The 14,829-nt window shown below is 41.5% G+C and carries 15 protein-coding genes and 1 riboswitch; of the genes, 5 read left to right on the top strand and 10 right to left on the bottom strand.

The features are described 5' to 3' along the window. Positions 1–80 precede the first annotated feature (80 nt). The 6 genes from BET01_RS17850 to BET01_RS17825 form a co-directional block, all read right to left on the bottom strand. Positions 81–425 carry a cupin domain-containing protein gene (locus BET01_RS17850; RefSeq protein ID WP_120198229.1) on the bottom strand — a complete coding sequence of 115 codons (345 nt, stop codon included), beginning with the start codon at positions 423–425 and terminating at the stop codon, positions 81–83. Positions 426–435: 10 nt separating this feature from the next. Then, on the bottom strand, positions 436–777 hold the full coding sequence (locus BET01_RS17845; RefSeq protein WP_120198228.1) for an arsenate reductase family protein: 342 nt from the start codon (positions 775–777) through the stop codon (positions 436–438). A gap of 64 nt (positions 778–841) precedes the next feature. Beyond that, entirely contained in the window at positions 842–2,464 is a 1,623-nt protein-coding gene (locus BET01_RS17840) for a mannitol dehydrogenase family protein (protein ID WP_120198227.1), read from the bottom strand. 12 nt (positions 2,465–2,476) lie between these two features. Continuing rightward, complete coding sequence (gene uxuA, locus BET01_RS17835) at positions 2,477–3,559, bottom strand: mannonate dehydratase (protein ID WP_120198226.1); 1,083 nt, start codon at positions 3,557–3,559, stop codon at positions 2,477–2,479. 226 nt (positions 3,560–3,785) lie between these two features. Next, positions 3,786–4,460 (bottom strand): GntR family transcriptional regulator, encoded by a 675-nt coding sequence (locus BET01_RS17830; RefSeq protein ID WP_120198225.1) that lies wholly within the window; start codon positions 4,458–4,460, stop codon positions 3,786–3,788. A gap of 134 nt (positions 4,461–4,594) precedes the next feature. Continuing rightward, the gene (locus tag BET01_RS17825; protein WP_120198224.1) at positions 4,595–5,713 is read right to left on the bottom strand and encodes a 5-methyltetrahydropteroyltriglutamate--homocysteine S-methyltransferase; all 1,119 of its coding nucleotides are present in this window, start codon (positions 5,711–5,713) and stop codon (positions 4,595–4,597) included. 153 nt (positions 5,714–5,866) lie between these two features. Between BET01_RS17825 and BET01_RS17820 the strand changes: the two genes are divergently transcribed. The 5 genes from BET01_RS17820 to ribH all read left to right on the top strand — a co-directional run bounded on the left by BET01_RS17820 (position 5,867) and on the right by ribH (position 10,696). Next, complete coding sequence (locus BET01_RS17820; protein ID WP_120198223.1) at positions 5,867–6,796, top strand: LysR family transcriptional regulator; 930 nt, start codon at positions 5,867–5,869, stop codon at positions 6,794–6,796. 125 nt (positions 6,797–6,921) lie between these two features. Continuing rightward, a riboswitch (FMN riboswitch) is annotated at positions 6,922–7,034 on the top strand. A gap of 241 nt (positions 7,035–7,275) precedes the next feature. Next, positions 7,276–8,373: a bifunctional diaminohydroxyphosphoribosylaminopyrimidine deaminase/5-amino-6-(5-phosphoribosylamino)uracil reductase RibD gene (gene ribD, locus BET01_RS17815; protein ID WP_120198222.1), complete on the top strand. Its 1,098-nt coding sequence runs from the start codon at positions 7,276–7,278 to the stop codon at positions 8,371–8,373. After that, positions 8,358–8,996, top strand: coding sequence for a riboflavin synthase (locus tag BET01_RS17810; RefSeq protein WP_120198221.1), 639 nt, complete (start codon positions 8,358–8,360; stop codon positions 8,994–8,996). The genes ribD and BET01_RS17810 overlap by 16 nt, the downstream gene beginning before the upstream one ends. Before the next feature lie 11 nt (positions 8,997–9,007). Then, positions 9,008–10,207, top strand: coding sequence for a bifunctional 3,4-dihydroxy-2-butanone-4-phosphate synthase/GTP cyclohydrolase II (locus BET01_RS17805; RefSeq protein ID WP_120198220.1), 1,200 nt, complete (start codon positions 9,008–9,010; stop codon positions 10,205–10,207). A 21-nt stretch (positions 10,208–10,228) separates the two neighbouring features. After that, the gene (gene ribH, locus BET01_RS17800; RefSeq protein ID WP_120198219.1) at positions 10,229–10,696 is read left to right on the top strand and encodes a 6,7-dimethyl-8-ribityllumazine synthase; all 468 of its coding nucleotides are present in this window, start codon (positions 10,229–10,231) and stop codon (positions 10,694–10,696) included. Positions 10,697–10,869: 173 nt separating this feature from the next. Here ribH and BET01_RS17795 read toward each other — a convergent pair whose 3' ends face one another. The 4 genes from BET01_RS17795 to BET01_RS17780 all read right to left on the bottom strand — a co-directional run bounded on the left by BET01_RS17795 (position 10,870) and on the right by BET01_RS17780 (position 14,350). Beyond that, positions 10,870–11,301, bottom strand: a complete 432-nt coding sequence (locus tag BET01_RS17795) for a BMC domain-containing protein (RefSeq protein WP_120198218.1) — start codon at positions 11,299–11,301, stop codon at positions 10,870–10,872. 32 nt (positions 11,302–11,333) lie between these two features. Then, positions 11,334–11,840: a EutP/PduV family microcompartment system protein gene (locus BET01_RS17790; RefSeq protein WP_120198217.1), complete on the bottom strand. Its 507-nt coding sequence runs from the start codon at positions 11,838–11,840 to the stop codon at positions 11,334–11,336. Between the two features lie 4 nt (positions 11,841–11,844). Further along, positions 11,845–12,210 (bottom strand): BMC domain-containing protein, encoded by a 366-nt coding sequence (locus BET01_RS17785; RefSeq protein WP_120198216.1) that lies wholly within the window; start codon positions 12,208–12,210, stop codon positions 11,845–11,847. 265 nt (positions 12,211–12,475) lie between these two features. Next, positions 12,476–14,350, bottom strand: a complete 1,875-nt coding sequence (locus BET01_RS17780) for a DUF4914 family protein (RefSeq protein WP_120198215.1) — start codon at positions 14,348–14,350, stop codon at positions 12,476–12,478. Positions 14,351–14,829 lie beyond the last annotated feature (479 nt).

Genomic DNA, 14,829 nt, shown 5'->3' with positions numbered 1-14,829 from the left:
CTTTAATCACATGTGTATCATTTATAGCATATTATACCATTTTTATCAATAGCTTTATACTTTTTTCATAAACACAGTACTTATAAAAAGTCTTCCCTCATTGGAGTGAAAATATCAACCAAGATTCCTTTTTCCAAACAAACGCAGCCGTGAACAACTCCATCCTGCTTTAACAGGGTATCTCCTGTCTCTACAACTTTTGTCTCTTCCCCTATGGTAAATTCAAATTTACCGCTTGCAACATAGGTAATTTGCGTATGAGGATGATGATGAAGTTTTCCAATAGCTCCCTTTTCAAAATGATTTTCCACGCACATCATCTCATCCGCGTATGCCAGTATCTTTCTTTCTACGCCTTCTGAAGCCTGTTCTCCTTGAATATCTTTGTTAAACACCCAGTTCTGACCTTTTTCCGGTTTTCTCATTGCGCCTCCTCTATTCCCAGTTCTTCCAAATCTCCGGCTTGTACCCTACGGAAGCCAGCTTTCCATTTCTGACAATAGGGGTCTTTAAAACCTGTTGGTTTTCCAGGATTTTTTCATCCTTATCCTCGTCCGGGGAGTATTTTATAAGGGCCAATGCATCCTGATCCTGACAGTCCGTACAAAGCAAAGCTTCCCTGCCTCCAACTGCCTGTCTTACATTTTGATACTCTCCCTTACTTAAACCCTTTTCCTTTATGTCTATGAGCTGGTACTTGATGCCGCGTTCCTTAAAATACCGTTCCGCCTTCTTGGTATCAAAGCACTTTTTGGCTCCAAAGATTTGTATATTCATGGTATCTCTGCCTTTCAAACATGTTTTAACGCATGTCTTATTCTAGCACAGCAAGGAGTCAAATTCAATGAGCGGAGTTTAAATATTCTTGTAACGTCTTACGGACAGCTCCCGGTCCAGCAAGCATTTTACTAAGCATAACTTCTATTTTTCCAGAAAGGCCGGCTTTTACAAGATCCGTGCCAAAAAGGATAGGGCTTGATAAGATTCCATTCAGTCCAGACTTTACAGACGTTATCTCCCCGAACTTAATATCCTTTAACTGTTCTTTTAACTCGGAAAGCATAGGATCACTGCTGATCTCCATGGAATTTCCTTTGTCATCCACACCCAGTAGATAGCGAAGCCAGCCAGCGATGGCAAGAGGAATGGCAGTCAGGCTTTCTACATCAAGATTCTCTTCCTCTAGATAAGCCTTAATGGTCTCACCAAAACGAATGGAGATTTTCTGGCTGGTATCAGTCGCAATTCTTTGAGGTGTATCTGGAATGAATGGATTGGGAAGTCGGACTTCAATGACTTCTTTTAAGAAATCCACTGGTTTTAAGATACCAGGATCTGTTACAACCGGCATTCCTTCTACGTACCCGATTCGCTCCACAAGAGCCTTTAATTCTTCATCTTTCATCTCAGCCGCAATGCTTTCATAGCCCAAAAGGCATCCGTACACAGCCAGCGCCGTATGAAGTGGATTTAAACAGGTGGTTACCTTCATTCGTTCTGTCTTGTTTACAGTATCACGGTCAGTCATATAGACGCCTGCTTTTTCAAGAGCTGGTCTACCGGCTGGGAAACGATCTTCCACTACAAGATACTGGGGAACCTCCGCATTTACAAAGGGAGCGATATAGGTGTTTTTGCTGGTGATGACCGGTGCCATATCCTCTATTCCGTCTTCCAATAGTGCTTTTTCCACTACCTCTGCTGGTCTTGGTGTGATTTTATCAATCATGGACCAAGGGAAGGATACTTTGTTCTCATCATCTACCCAAGCCTTAAATTCTGCTGGTACAAAGCCTGCAGTTACCCACGCCTCAGCGATCGAAACGACACTGGACTTAAGCTTTTCACCATTGTGACTGCAGTTGTCCATGCTAACCAGTGCAAGAGGAAATCCACCTGCCTGAAATCTCTCTAAAAGAAGAGCGGTTACCACACTCATGGCATGGGTTGCCTTATGGGGACCAGCTTCCATATCCTTCTTTACAAAAGGAAATAATTCTCCCTTAAAATCAGTGAGTGCATATCCTTTTTCAGTTATGGTAAAGCTCACCATCTGAAGGGAAGGATTCTTAAATGCTTTTACCAAGTATCCAAAATCAGCTTCATTGCTGATGTCTGCCTTTACTCCTTTAGCAATGCTTGCAATTACCTCCCGTTCCATGGTGCCATCGGGTTTTAAACGAACCATCATGGTCATGTTATCATAGGGAATATATATTTTATCAATGATATCAAAGTCAAAGGTATCTGCCGCAATGATGCCGCTTTCTTCCAGACCTTCTTCCAAAAGGCGTTGCTGCAGTTCTGCAATAAAACCTCTGAAGATATTTCCCGCTCCAAAGTGTATCCATCTTGGAGCTTCCTCTGTAGCCTGTACCATCTTATCCCAATCATAGTTTGGAAGCTTTACGGAAATCTTTTCAAATGATTCCCGGTTCTTCAAACAAGAACGATTCAATTTCATATTATTTCCCTCCTATCTTTTGTTTTTATGGGATTTCTCAACTGCCTCCCATAAACCAAGCAGGTAATTTGCGCCGATTGCTCGATCATACAGACCATAACCTGGGCGAGCCTGCTCCCCCCATATCATACGGCCATGATCCGGGCGAATATAACCTTCAAACCCCGATTCATAAAGAGCATTTACAATTTCATACATATCCAGATCCCCACAGGAAGAAAGATGGGCTGCTTCGTCAAAGTCTTTTTCAGATATGTGCTTTACATTGCGAAGATGAGCAAAATGAATCCGCTTCATTCCTCCAAACTCTCTCATCAGTGCAGGAATATCATTGCTTAAATCACTTCCTAAGCTTCCTGTACATAAAGTCAGACCGTTATATGGACTTTCATTCAAGGAAAGAAAAGTGCGAATATTCTCTGCATTTGTTATGACTTTTGGAAGACCGTAAAGAGGCCAGGGTGGATCATCCGGGTGAATGGCCATTTTAATATCGTATTTTTCCGCATAAGGAATCACTGCATCCAGAAAATACTTCATATTATCCCAATACTTCTCTCTTGTCATGCTTTGGTAAAACTCAATGTCCTGTGCCATGGCAGAAAGCCGCTCCGGTTCCCAGCCTGGTAAGGAGTAACCTCTTGCTTTTCCCTCCATTGCTTTTGCCATTTTTTCTGGATTCATCTCAAGTACTTCATCGTGACGGTAAGCCATTACACTGCTGCCATCTTCCGTAACGTAAGAGAGATCACTTCTTGCCCAGTCCATGACTGGCATGAAGTTATAGCAAAGACATTTAACCCCAACATCTCTTAGATGCTCCAGAGTTTTCTGATAAGCTTCAATATACTTATCTCTGGTGGGAAGGCCTTTTTTAATATCTTCGTGAATATTTACGCTCTCAATTACCTCCATCTCAAGACCTGCTTCTTGAATCTCATCCCGAAGTGCTTTTAACGTTTCAAGCGGCCAGACTTCTCCAACTGGAACCTTAGGAAGGCAGGTAGCCACTCCCGACACTCCAGGAGTCTGGCGGATCTGAGAAAGCGTAACGCTGTCATCCCCAAAAGGGAACCAACGCATAATCATTTTCATGGTTCTACTCCTCCTTTTTTAGAATATTTTGTATCTTGTCTATGAGTATACAACTTGTATACTAGTATTTCAATCTTTAAATTATATAAATAAAATAAATATTTCTATATAATCTGCACAAATTTAAACGTAATTTTTAAGCTCGGCTTAAAATCCCGGATACAAAAAACGGTAATAGAAGGAAAATCCCTTATATTACCGCATTCTTTTTATAGTATGGAAAAAATCACTTAAAATATCCTGGATACTCTTTGCGCAATGCTTCTTCATCAAATTTATATCTGGACAGATGTTTTTCCATGAGACGTTTTGCTTCCTCTCCACTCTTAGCCGCGATCGCCTCTACAATTTCTTTGTGATCAGAAATTGTCTTTAAGTCCTTAACGACTGCTAGGGACATTCTTCGTACCCGGTCAAAGTGAATGGTAATACTGTCTAGGAGATGGTAAACCTGATCCTTGCTGGTGATGTGAAACAGCATCTGGTGAAACTCATTATCAAGCTCTAAAAGCTTATCGGGAAACCTATTTTCCATATAGAATTCCTGAAGTCTTACATTCTCTCTAAGGTCCGATATATCTTTCTCCGTTGCCATACGACAAGCAAGTTCAACAACTGCCCCCTCTAGGACATCTCGCATAAACCTTGCTTCTTCCACCAATTCGTAATCTACAAATGCAACCGCACTTCCCTTCTGCGGATAAACCTCAACAATCTTTACCTTGGAAAGTTCAATCAAAGCTTCTCTCACAGGAGTCCGGGACAAATTCATCTCAGCGGATAGTTCATTTTCACTCAACATGCTTCCTGGTATGAGATCAAGGTTAATGATATTCTCCTTTAGCATTCGAAGGGCATATTCCCGCCCAGTTTCTTTTAAATTTCGTTCTGTCAGCCTCATTGTTTGCCCCCTTTTTTATCTGTTTTTAGAATAAGCGAAATCAGGACTGCTGTCAAGCACTGGTATACTAGTTGCCGCAAAAGAAAAAGTGCGATAGGACCAAAACTTCCTATCACACTTTCTTTTTTAGTTGTTTACCAGATCTCTTCTGAAATTTCTTTTACCAACTTTAATTTATTCCACTGCTCTTCTTCTGTTAAAACATTGCCTTCCTCGGTGGAAGCAAACCCGCACTGAGGGCTTAATGCAAGACGCTCCAAAGGAATATACTTTGATGCTTTTCTAATCTTTGCAATGATTTGCTCTTTTTCCTCTAACTTCGGTGATTTCGAAGTGATGAGTCCAAGAACAACCTGCTTATCTCCATCTACATACTTTAATGGTTCGAAATCACCGGAACGGTCATCGTCATATTCCAGATAATAGGCTGACACATGCTCCTCTCCAAATAAGTGAGGTGCAATGGGAGCATATCCGCCAGAAGATGCCCAGGTGGAATGGTAATTTCCTCTGCATACATGGGTATTAATAACAAGATCCTCTGGCTGCCCCTCTATGGCAAGATTGTTGATTCTTACATACTTTTTAGCTTCTTCTTCCACGGATTTTTTTCCACTCTGCCTTGCTTCCCAGTACTTCGCATCACAAAACATTCCCCAGGTACAGTCATCAAACTGTACATTTCGGCAGCCAGCAGCATAAAGGTCTGTTAGTACCGTACGGTAAGCGGCTGCAATATCCAAAATCAGACTTTCCTCATCCTCATAATAAACTCTGGTCTTATTCAGGTTTTCCCCTCTTTCAAGCTCTGCCAAAAACTGAGCCGGAGCAGGTATGGTCTGTCTGGCAACCACGCTATCATCTTCAAACAGCTTTACGAACTTAAAATGTTCCACAAAAGGATGATTTTCTCCTAAGATCTTACCAGTAAGCCCGGCAGACTCTCCTCTTGTCACTTCCCCCTGAAATACATAGCCTTTAGAAAGTTCCAGCTTTTCTACGCCCTGAAGCCCCCACATAAAATCAAGATGCCACCAGCTTCTACGAAATTCACCATCTGTAATTACTGGAAGGCCAACTTCTTTTTGCTTTTCAATCAATTCTGTAATTGCTTTGTCTTCTATATTTCTTAACTCGTCTGCGCTAACGGTTCCATGATTAAAACCTTCTCTTGCCTCTTTTAGATACTCCGGTCTTAAAAAACTACCAACGATATCAAATTTAAAAGGAGCTCTATTCTTTGTCCGACTCATATTTTAATCCTCCAGATTATATTTTGTTTGCTTACCTAAATAATATCTTATGACGGAGGAATTGTATAATTCTATAAAATTATGGCCTGATATAGTTTTAAACTATAGGGATCTGTGATAAACTACTAAAAACCACAGATGAAAGGAGCCTCTATGACCTTACAACAACTGCGTTACATCATTACCATTGTCAACTGCGGATCTATCTCAGAAGCAGCCAAACAACTTTATATCACTCAACCAAGCCTTTCCAATGCCGTAAAAGAGCTAGAACTAGAATACGGCGTTTCTATTTTTAACAGAACTTCAAAAGGCATTACGTTATCCTCTGATGGATCGGAATTCTTATCCTATGCCAGGCAGATTCTGGAGCAGACAGACTTAATGGAGCAACATTACTTGAATAAAAAGCCCTTAAAACGAATATGTTCTATCTCCACCCAGCATTATGCCTTTGCAGTAAATGCGTTTGTGAATCTGGTATCCAGACAAGAAAATGACGAATATGAATTCACCCTTCGGGAGGCTAGAACTCATGAAATCATAGAAGATGTGAAGAATTTCAGAAGTGAACTTGGAATCTTATATATGAATGATTTCAATGAGAATGTGTTAAGTAAGCTGTTTAAAGAAAGTGGTCTTATCTTTCACCCTTTGTTTGTGGCTTCTCCTCATGTATTTATAAGTTCCTCTCACCCCTTATCCTCTAAGGAATTTGTTACAATGTCTGATTTAGAGGAATTTCCTTTTCTTGCCTTTGAACAAGGAGAAAAAAACTCTTTTTATTTTTCGGAAGAGATTTTAAGTACAGTTCCTAGGAAAAAAATTATCTATGTCAGCGACCGCGCTACCCTTTTCAACCTGCTCATCGGTCTAAATGGCTATACCATATGCAGCGGAATCTTAAACAGCAATTTAAACGGGGACAACATCATCGCCATACCGCTTCATACTAAGGAATACATGAGGATCGGGTGGATTGCAAATCCAAGGGTACATTTAAGTATCTTTGCAGAGAATTATCTGGAAGAACTGAAAAATTTGATATCTAGTGACGGTCTTTTATTATGTTCCGAGGAATAAAAACTCAAGCAAAAATCAGCGTTTCACGATCTGTATGACTGTTTCTTACTTGGTTTCGATGTCTAATACCTCTAATTATTATATTGACAGGTTTAAAAATACGGACTATAATGGCATCAATTGAATAAAATCTTCGGGGCAGGGTGAAATTCCCGACCGGTGGTATAGCCCACGAACCGCAAGGTTGATTCGGTTAAATTCCGAAGCCGACAGTACAGTCTGATAGTAGAAGACAAAAGAAGTTTCGCGTTTTTACGTGGATATTTGAATTTACGCTCTGAAATGAATTGACATTTCAGAGCTTTTTTATATCCATGTAATATGATTGCGACACGTTTTATTAAGACGCCTTGAACAATAATATGTTCAAGGCGTCTTTTTACAAGACAGCTTCTATTTTTGACGCGGTAAAACCGTCGTGTAATTCTCCTGCCCTGAGCATTTTGTTCAGGGCATTTTTCATTATAAGGAGGTGTTAAATGGAGGAGATTTATTATATGCGTCTTGCAATAGAACTTGCAAGACAGGGTCGCGGATGGGTAAACCCAAATCCAATGGTTGGTGCAGTCATTGTAAAACACGGTAAGATCGTAGGTCAGGGCTTCCACAAAAAATGTGGAGGTCTACACGCGGAGCGAAATGCACTGGCAGACTGCCAGACACCGGCAGCCGGCGCAACCCTTTATGTTACTCTGGAGCCTTGCTGTCATCATGGAAGAACACCACCTTGTACCGACGCAATCATCAAAAGTGGTATCAGCCGTCTGGTCGTCGGTTCTTTTGATCCCAATCCAATGGTTGCCGGAAAAGGCATTTCAATTCTGCGTTCTCACGGCATCGAAGTAATAGAGAACGTTGCAAAGGAAGAATGCGACAAGCTTAACGAAAGTTTTTTCCATTACATTCAAAACAAAACGCCCTATGTTGTCATGAAATATGCCATGACCATGGACGGAAAGATCGCCACCCATACCGGTAGATCCCAATGGATTACCGGCTCGGAGGCACTCAAGCATGTTCATGAGGATCGGCACCGCTACTCTGCTATCATGGTGGGCCTAGGGACAGTACTCACAGATGATCCCATGCTGACCTGTCGGCTGGAAAACAGAAAAAATCCGCTGCGTGTCATATGCGATACCAACTTAAGAACGCCGCTGGGCGCAAAAATTGTCACCACTACCAATATCGCTTCCACTATAATTGCTACGACGATAATGGATACTAACAGACATCGTCCGTATCTGGAGGCCGGCTGTGAGATCATGGTAATTAGTCAAAAAGATAATCATATTGATTTATTCAACTTGATGCAAAGACTGGGCGAAAGGCAGATCGACAGCCTTTTGCTGGAGGGCGGAGGCACATTAAATTGGTCCGCCCTGCAAAGTGGCATCGTTAATAAGGTGCAAGCGTATGTCGCTCCTAAGCTCTTTGGTGGCAGTGGAAAAACTCCAGTAGGAGGTCTCGGAGTTGATTATCCTGAGGGAGCTTTTCAACTAAGCAAACCAGTCATCACACAAATTGGTGATGATGTTCTATTAGAAAGCGAGGTAATTCCTTGTTTACAGGATTGATCGAAGAAATTGGTAACATACAGGGCGTTAAAAAGGGGACAAATTCCGCTATCCTATCCGTTCAGGCATCAAAGATCATGGAGGATATCCATGTTGGTGACAGCATTGCTGTGAACGGAGTCTGCCTTACAGTTATTTCTATTTCCACAAATGGTTTTGCTGCAGATGTGATGCACGAAACTTTAAACCGATCCTCACTAGGAAAACTAAGGATTGGAAGCTTAGTTAATTTGGAACGGGCTATGCCAGCAAACGGGAGGTTTGGCGGACATATTGTTACCGGGCATATTGATGGCACCGGTACCATATCAGATATCCACAGAGATGATAATGCTGTTTGGTACACGTTAAAAGCTCCCTTGCCAGTTCTTCGTTACATCATTGAAAAGGGCTCCATTGCCATTGACGGAATCAGTCTGACCGTAGCAAAGGTTTATAAAGACAGCTTCCATGTTTCCATCATCCCCCACACAGCTACCAATACAACATTGTCCCTTCGTCGTATTGGGGATCTCGTCAATTTGGAAAATGACTGCATCGGCAAATACATAGAACGCCTGATGGAAAAAGAAATTCCAAACAACAATATTTCAGCCGGTTTTCTTACAAGACACGGCTTTTAGGAGGAATCAATATGTTCCAATTTAACACGATTGAAGAGGCGTTAAAAGACCTTCTCTTAGGAAAAATCATACTGGTGACTGACGATGAGGATAGGGAGAACGAAGGCGACTTTATCTGCGCTGCCGAGTTTGCTACCACCGAAAATGTGAATTTCATGGCGGTTCATGGGAAAGGCTTGATCTGTATGCCTATGAGCCAAGAACTTTGTCAAAAACTGCAATTTCCTCAAATGGTTAGCGACAACAAGGATAACCACGAGACTGCTTTTACAGTATCTGTGGACCATGTGGATACCACCACCGGCATTTCGGCAGCAGAACGAAGTATGACCGCAATGAAATGCGTGGCACAGGATGCCAAGCCAGAGGATTTCCGTCGCCCTGGCCATATGTTTCCCCTTTGTGCAAAGAAAAATGGTGTATTGGATCGCAACGGACATACGGAAGCTACCGTGGATTTGATGCGGCTAGCCGGGTTAAAGGAGTGCGGTCTCTGCTGTGAGATCATGGCAGAGGACGGTACCATGATGCGCACACCAGAACTAATGGAGCTGGCGCAACGGTGGGGAATTAAAATAATTACCATCAAAGCCTTACAGGAATACCGCAAAAGAAATGATAAACTTGTGGAACGGATAACTAATACCCTTATGCCTACAAAGTATGGTGATTTCAAGGCTTACGGATATATCAGCAAGCTAAACGGAGAGCATCATATAGCTTTAGTCAAAGGTGAGATTGGGGATGGCGAAAATTTGTTATGCCGTGTTCATTCTGAATGTCTGACGGGAGATGCCTTTGGTTCCATACGCTGTGACTGCGGACAGCAGTTTATCGCAGCTATGAAGAGAATCGAAAAGGAAGGCAGAGGCATTCTGCTTTATATGCGTCAGGAAGGCCGTGGAATTGGACTGATTAATAAATTGCGTGCTTATGAACTTCAAGATAAGGGAGTGGACACTCTGGAAGCGAATCTTGCCCTCGGCTTCCCTGGAGATATGCGAGAATATTTTATAGGCGCACAGATTTTGCAGGACCTTGGTGTCAAAACCATGCGCCTGCTTACTAACAATCCAGATAAAGTCTATCAGCTTTCCGGATATGGCATCGAAATTACAGAGCGTGTTCCAATTGAAATGGACGCTACTGACCACGACTTATTCTACCTGAAAACCAAACAGAAAAAAATGGGTCACATTTTACATTATTAAAAAATAAAGGAGATTTCAACAATGACAATTTATGAAGGAAAACTGGTATCCAAAGACATCCGAATTGGTATCGTTGCCGCTCGGTTTAATGAATTCATTACAAGCAAGCTCCTTGGCGGTGCTCTTGATGGACTAAAACGTCATGAGGTTAACGAAAACAACATTGATATCGCATGGGTTCCCGGAGCATTTGAAATTCCACTCATCGCTTCCAAAATGGCGAAAAGTGGGAAATACGATGCAGTCATCTGCCTTGGTGCCGTGATTCGCGGTAGCACCACCCACTATGACTATGTATGCAGTGAGGTATCTAAGGGAATTGCCCATGTATCCCTAAACAGTGACATTCCTGTTATGTTCGGTGTGTTAACAACCGAAAATATTGAGCAGGCCATTGAACGGGCTGGTACCAAGGCTGGAAACAAGGGCTTTGATTGTGCGGTAGGTGCAATTGAGATGGTGAACCTGATTCGAGATATGCAAGACTGATATATTCCTTATGAAACAAAAAGGATACCGTAACTAGAGCAAATTGATGTATTATTTCATTTGTAAAACAGACCTTAGAGCAAGAGAACAGCCGCAGGACTTAAGATCCTACGGCTGTTCTCATAAATTCAAATTATCCTTATTGAACCAGAAACTTATAACAATGTTACCTTTTAACGTTCCGTAACTGGACAGGTTTTATAATTTAGACCTTCCCGGAAGTATTTCACGATTTCTTCCACTGCCGTCCTTACTTCGATCCTGGGTCCGGTAAGGATTAAGGTACCACTGAACCGGTCCATAAAACCTATGATAACATCTCCACTTTTTACTGCGATATCAGCCGCTATGATTGTGGACTCGGGAGGTGTTATATGGACGGTTCCGATGGACATTCCCGTAAAATCCGCTCCTGCATTTGTACCGATATCAAGTCCCAGATTCTTATATATGGAAGCTTCGGATACACCGATCACATGGGCCAGAGATATCTCCCGTCCAGCTACTATCACTTTGACCACACGTCTTCGCTGGTTATTTACCGGTTCCATAACCCGTGCAAAGACTTCTTGTAACTCTTTATGGTTTCCAATACTATCTGTCATATTATCACACTCTCATCTTTGACGATTTCCTTTTATAGATCCCACTCACTAAGACCCATTTCCTGAGCTTCCATAATCTTGTCCCAAGTCAGCTTCTCTTTCTCATCTTTCTCATCTTTTAGAAAGTTCAAAAGATCTTCCATACCTTCCCTGCTCATGCTGCTAACGGGGAAAATCTTCTCACAGCCAGCCTCTACAAGCCACTGACGGACCATGGGGACATTGGCATCTGGACAGTCAATTTTCGTGATGATTCCAATGACAGGACGATTACAGGCAGCAGTCACTCCGGGAGGAAATAGATTAAAGGGTTCGTTGGCACTACACAATAATCCGATCACATCTGATTCATAGGAAAAACAACAAAGCCCCTGAAGCGCTATGTTCTTGTTTTCCATGTATTCCCCAGGCGTGTCTATGGTGATATCCCAATGATTTACATACTGAGTCTTATGATAAATCACTGGTTCTCCTTTTAACGCTTGCGTAAGAGAAGTTTTACCAGCTTCGCTCCTACCACATAAAAATAACTTTTTCATACTATCACCGCTTCGTAATAGGGCAGGTCACATATCCCAAAGAGTCATGAAAATAATTCACGATTTCCGTAATAGCGGTAATCACCTCTGCAATTTCCCCAGTTATAATCAGGGTTCCACTAAATCTGTCTGCAAAGCCAAGATAGATGTTTCCACTTTTCACTGCAATATCAGAAGCTATTACTGCGGATTCCGGGGGGGTCATATTCATGATACCAATTGCCGATGCGTGGTAATCAATCTCCGGATTAAGCCCAAGTTTACGATATACAATAGGCAAAGGTCCTCCAATGATATGTGCCAGTGTGATTTCTCTTCCTGCTACAGTTTCCTGTACAATACGGATCTGCTCACCGTTTTCTTTTTCCATTACAACCACCTCATTTTTTCCTGAACAATATAACTATAGCTTAATTATAACCATTGACCATGAGGGCAATGTCAATGATAATATGTAAGAATTTCTTATTTTTCTACTCTATTTCACTGTTTTTTAATGTTACAGATAAAGAAGTTATTAAAATCACCGGAGACTTCTTAGGCCGTTTCCCCCATACTCCACTTCATTAGCGATTTGGCAGAGAAACAGCAAAGAACCTTCCCCATATAAGGAAGGTTCTTTGTATCTCGCTCTATTAATATCTCATCGGAATCACATTCATGTAATCTTCTACGGTAGCTCCTTTGTAGAACATTTCAATGATCTGTTTTCCCAGAGGGTTTAACTCGTCTGTATTAAACTGCATAAGCTCTTGTTTAAAGAAATCTGTCAGTATCTTCGCACCAGCATCGTAGCCTTCCAGTCCAACTTCATGCTGGGTTTCTGGTCTTAAGAATGCTCTGCTGATATACTGTCCGTCAATCTTTAAAGATTCTAAGCCAAAACCTAAAAGGGGACAACGACATTCAACCAGATGCTCTGGTTTAAACTTTGCACTACCACGTCTTGCAATGTATTCCCTGGATACCCACTGTGGCATAAAGCTCACTTCATAAGCACCAATATGCTGATTCGGAATCAATACATAGCGGGTATTGCTTGAGTTGACGATCTGATCCAGAAGAAGATTTGCCTGTGTTACCTTTTTCCCAGTAGCAAACGGCCAGTAAGATCCAACACCTTCACTTGTCATCTCTAAAGTGTCAATAATACTTGGGTTGTTGTAACCACGAGGAGCAACCAGACGCCACAGCCATGCAAGTGCAGGTGGCAGAACCTGGAAGATACCCATAATACCGTAAGATGGATTCTCTTTGGTACATGCAGGTGTACGCACACCAAAGCTTCTTACATCGACCTCAACTGATCCCTTATATGCTTTTTCAATCATCTTTCTTGGAAGAATGACTCTTGGGTTTGGACATGGCTTACCATTAGAATCTAAGGTGTGTTCCCATGGAAGGGCGGTTGCACCAGGAATTGCCTTCATATTCAAGTATACAAGAGGCTCTTTTGTCTGGATCAGTAATTTTTCATACTGAGGAGAAGAACCATAGCTCTTAATATTGTCAAGACGAATGAACCAAGAAGACTCTGCGTCAGTTACAACCAGTTTTTTACTCTCATTTTGGATAGACGCTGGGCATAATGCCATATCATCCGTTACCGGAATCAGTTCGCAGGTCTCACTCAGTACAAGATAACTTTTCTCTCCTGTTACTGTGTTAACTCCAAATATGGTCCTGCCATCCATCTCTCTGTGAATATCCTCGATCATCTCACTCTTTCCGCCGCCGGAAGCACCTTCATGCATGATTACGATCTCATTGTCATAAGGAGTGATAACCTTAACCGTTGAAGCATGTGCTGTTACCCAGCCCTCAGATTCTCCAATGTCTAACAAAACGCTGTAAATACCTTTCTTTGCGCTTGGACCTGGATAAAGGTTATAGGAATAAACTTCATGGATACCGTCAAGACGGTTATGAATGACTGCCTGTCTTCCATTAAAATGGGTATGACGGAAAGGAGGTGCTAAATATACGATTGCTTTTAAATCAAAATCAGTGATATCGTCAATATTTTCAAATCCCTGAAGGTCTGCCAGTCCAGCTGCAAAAAAGCCTGCATTTACTGGAGCAATGAGTACAGAATCATAACCATATTCTACACCGCCTGATTTAAACGGGAAGAAAATTAATTCCTGGTCTTTGAGCCATTCATAGGTTTCTGCTCTTAAGGAATCAAAGCTGCTATTAAAAACCTCCTCATATCTTGGTTTATCAGTCGGTTTTTTATCTGCAATGTACATACAGTTTGGATCACGTCTTCTCATGTAATCTTCTACATAGTTAACTACAATACCGTTAGTACAGCGGGTAGCGGTTGCTTCCAATACCCTGCCTTTGCCCTTAACGTCATATTCAATGTTATATTCGTTATTTGTTCCATTTCCCATAGCAAGATCTAAAAGCTCTTCCCTCGTCTTTGGAACAATAACCCCTTTTGAATGGTTCAATATATCCAGTACATATTCCGGTAAATTTAATTTACGTAAACATTCAAGCATCTTTTCCTCCAATCCTGCGCACATTCATGCACATCTCACGTTTAAATCGAATATAACTTCGAAGCAAACGAAGTAACTAAGTACCCTATTTTCCCAAGTATTACAAATCCCCTTTACATAGCGAGAATACTACTTATCATATCCCTGAAATCCTTTTCCACCTTCATTAGAATCTTTTTTCCTGATTTTCTCTAAATGTAATGATCCATCTACCAGCCTCCTTTGCGGCTTATATTATAAAAGCCGATATCCAAAACTTGGATATCGGCTCACCTACAACTTAGAACAATCCCTACTTTGTGATGTTTTCTGGCACTATTTAACTGTATTAGGTAATATAATAATTCTATTCACAGTTATAAGAATAACCTTTCACCTGTTTTGGTTTTATATCAGAGTGGGTACTTGCGATGACAACATCCATGATATCCGTTACTATTTTCATAAGTTTGCTTCTATAAAATCAGTAGAAAATCCTG

It is taken from the genome of Lacrimispora algidixylanolytica, assembly GCF_003609635.1.
In the GTDB taxonomy this organism is placed as follows: Bacteria; Bacillota; Clostridia; order Lachnospirales; family Lachnospiraceae; genus Lacrimispora; species Lacrimispora algidixylanolytica.
Note: the sequence above shows the minus strand (reverse complement) of the source record. Positions and strands in the feature narration are given on the sequence as shown.

What these genes read in the sequence shown, in the direction of transcription:
- BET01_RS17850 (WP_120198229.1), bottom strand. Translation starts at nt 425, where the DNA reads ATGAGAAAACCGGAAAAAGGTCAGAACTGGGTGTTTAACAAAGATATT.
- ribD (WP_120198222.1), top strand. Translation starts at nt 7,276, where the DNA reads ATGGAGGAGATTTATTATATGCGTCTTGCAATAGAACTTGCAAGACAG.
- BET01_RS17830 (WP_120198225.1), bottom strand. Translation starts at nt 4,460, where the DNA reads ATGAGGCTGACAGAACGAAATTTAAAAGAAACTGGGCGGGAATATGCC.
- BET01_RS17825 (WP_120198224.1), bottom strand. Translation starts at nt 5,713, where the DNA reads ATGAGTCGGACAAAGAATAGAGCTCCTTTTAAATTTGATATCGTTGGT.
- BET01_RS17845 (WP_120198228.1), bottom strand. Translation starts at nt 777, where the DNA reads ATGAATATACAAATCTTTGGAGCCAAAAAGTGCTTTGATACCAAGAAG.
- BET01_RS17780 (WP_120198215.1), bottom strand. Translation starts at nt 14,350, where the DNA reads ATGCTTGAATGTTTACGTAAATTAAATTTACCGGAATATGTACTGGAT.
- uxuA (WP_120198226.1), bottom strand. Translation starts at nt 3,559, where the DNA reads ATGAAAATGATTATGCGTTGGTTCCCTTTTGGGGATGACAGCGTTACG.
- ribH (WP_120198219.1), top strand. Translation starts at nt 10,229, where the DNA reads ATGACAATTTATGAAGGAAAACTGGTATCCAAAGACATCCGAATTGGT.
- BET01_RS17790 (WP_120198217.1), bottom strand. Translation starts at nt 11,840, where the DNA reads ATGAAAAAGTTATTTTTATGTGGTAGGAGCGAAGCTGGTAAAACTTCT.
- BET01_RS17785 (WP_120198216.1), bottom strand. Translation starts at nt 12,210, where the DNA reads ATGGAAAAAGAAAACGGTGAGCAGATCCGTATTGTACAGGAAACTGTA.
- BET01_RS17820 (WP_120198223.1), top strand. Translation starts at nt 5,867, where the DNA reads ATGACCTTACAACAACTGCGTTACATCATTACCATTGTCAACTGCGGA.
- BET01_RS17795 (WP_120198218.1), bottom strand. Translation starts at nt 11,301, where the DNA reads ATGACAGATAGTATTGGAAACCATAAAGAGTTACAAGAAGTCTTTGCA.
- BET01_RS17840 (WP_120198227.1), bottom strand. Translation starts at nt 2,464, where the DNA reads ATGAAATTGAATCGTTCTTGTTTGAAGAACCGGGAATCATTTGAAAAG.
- BET01_RS17805 (WP_120198220.1), top strand. Translation starts at nt 9,008, where the DNA reads ATGTTCCAATTTAACACGATTGAAGAGGCGTTAAAAGACCTTCTCTTA.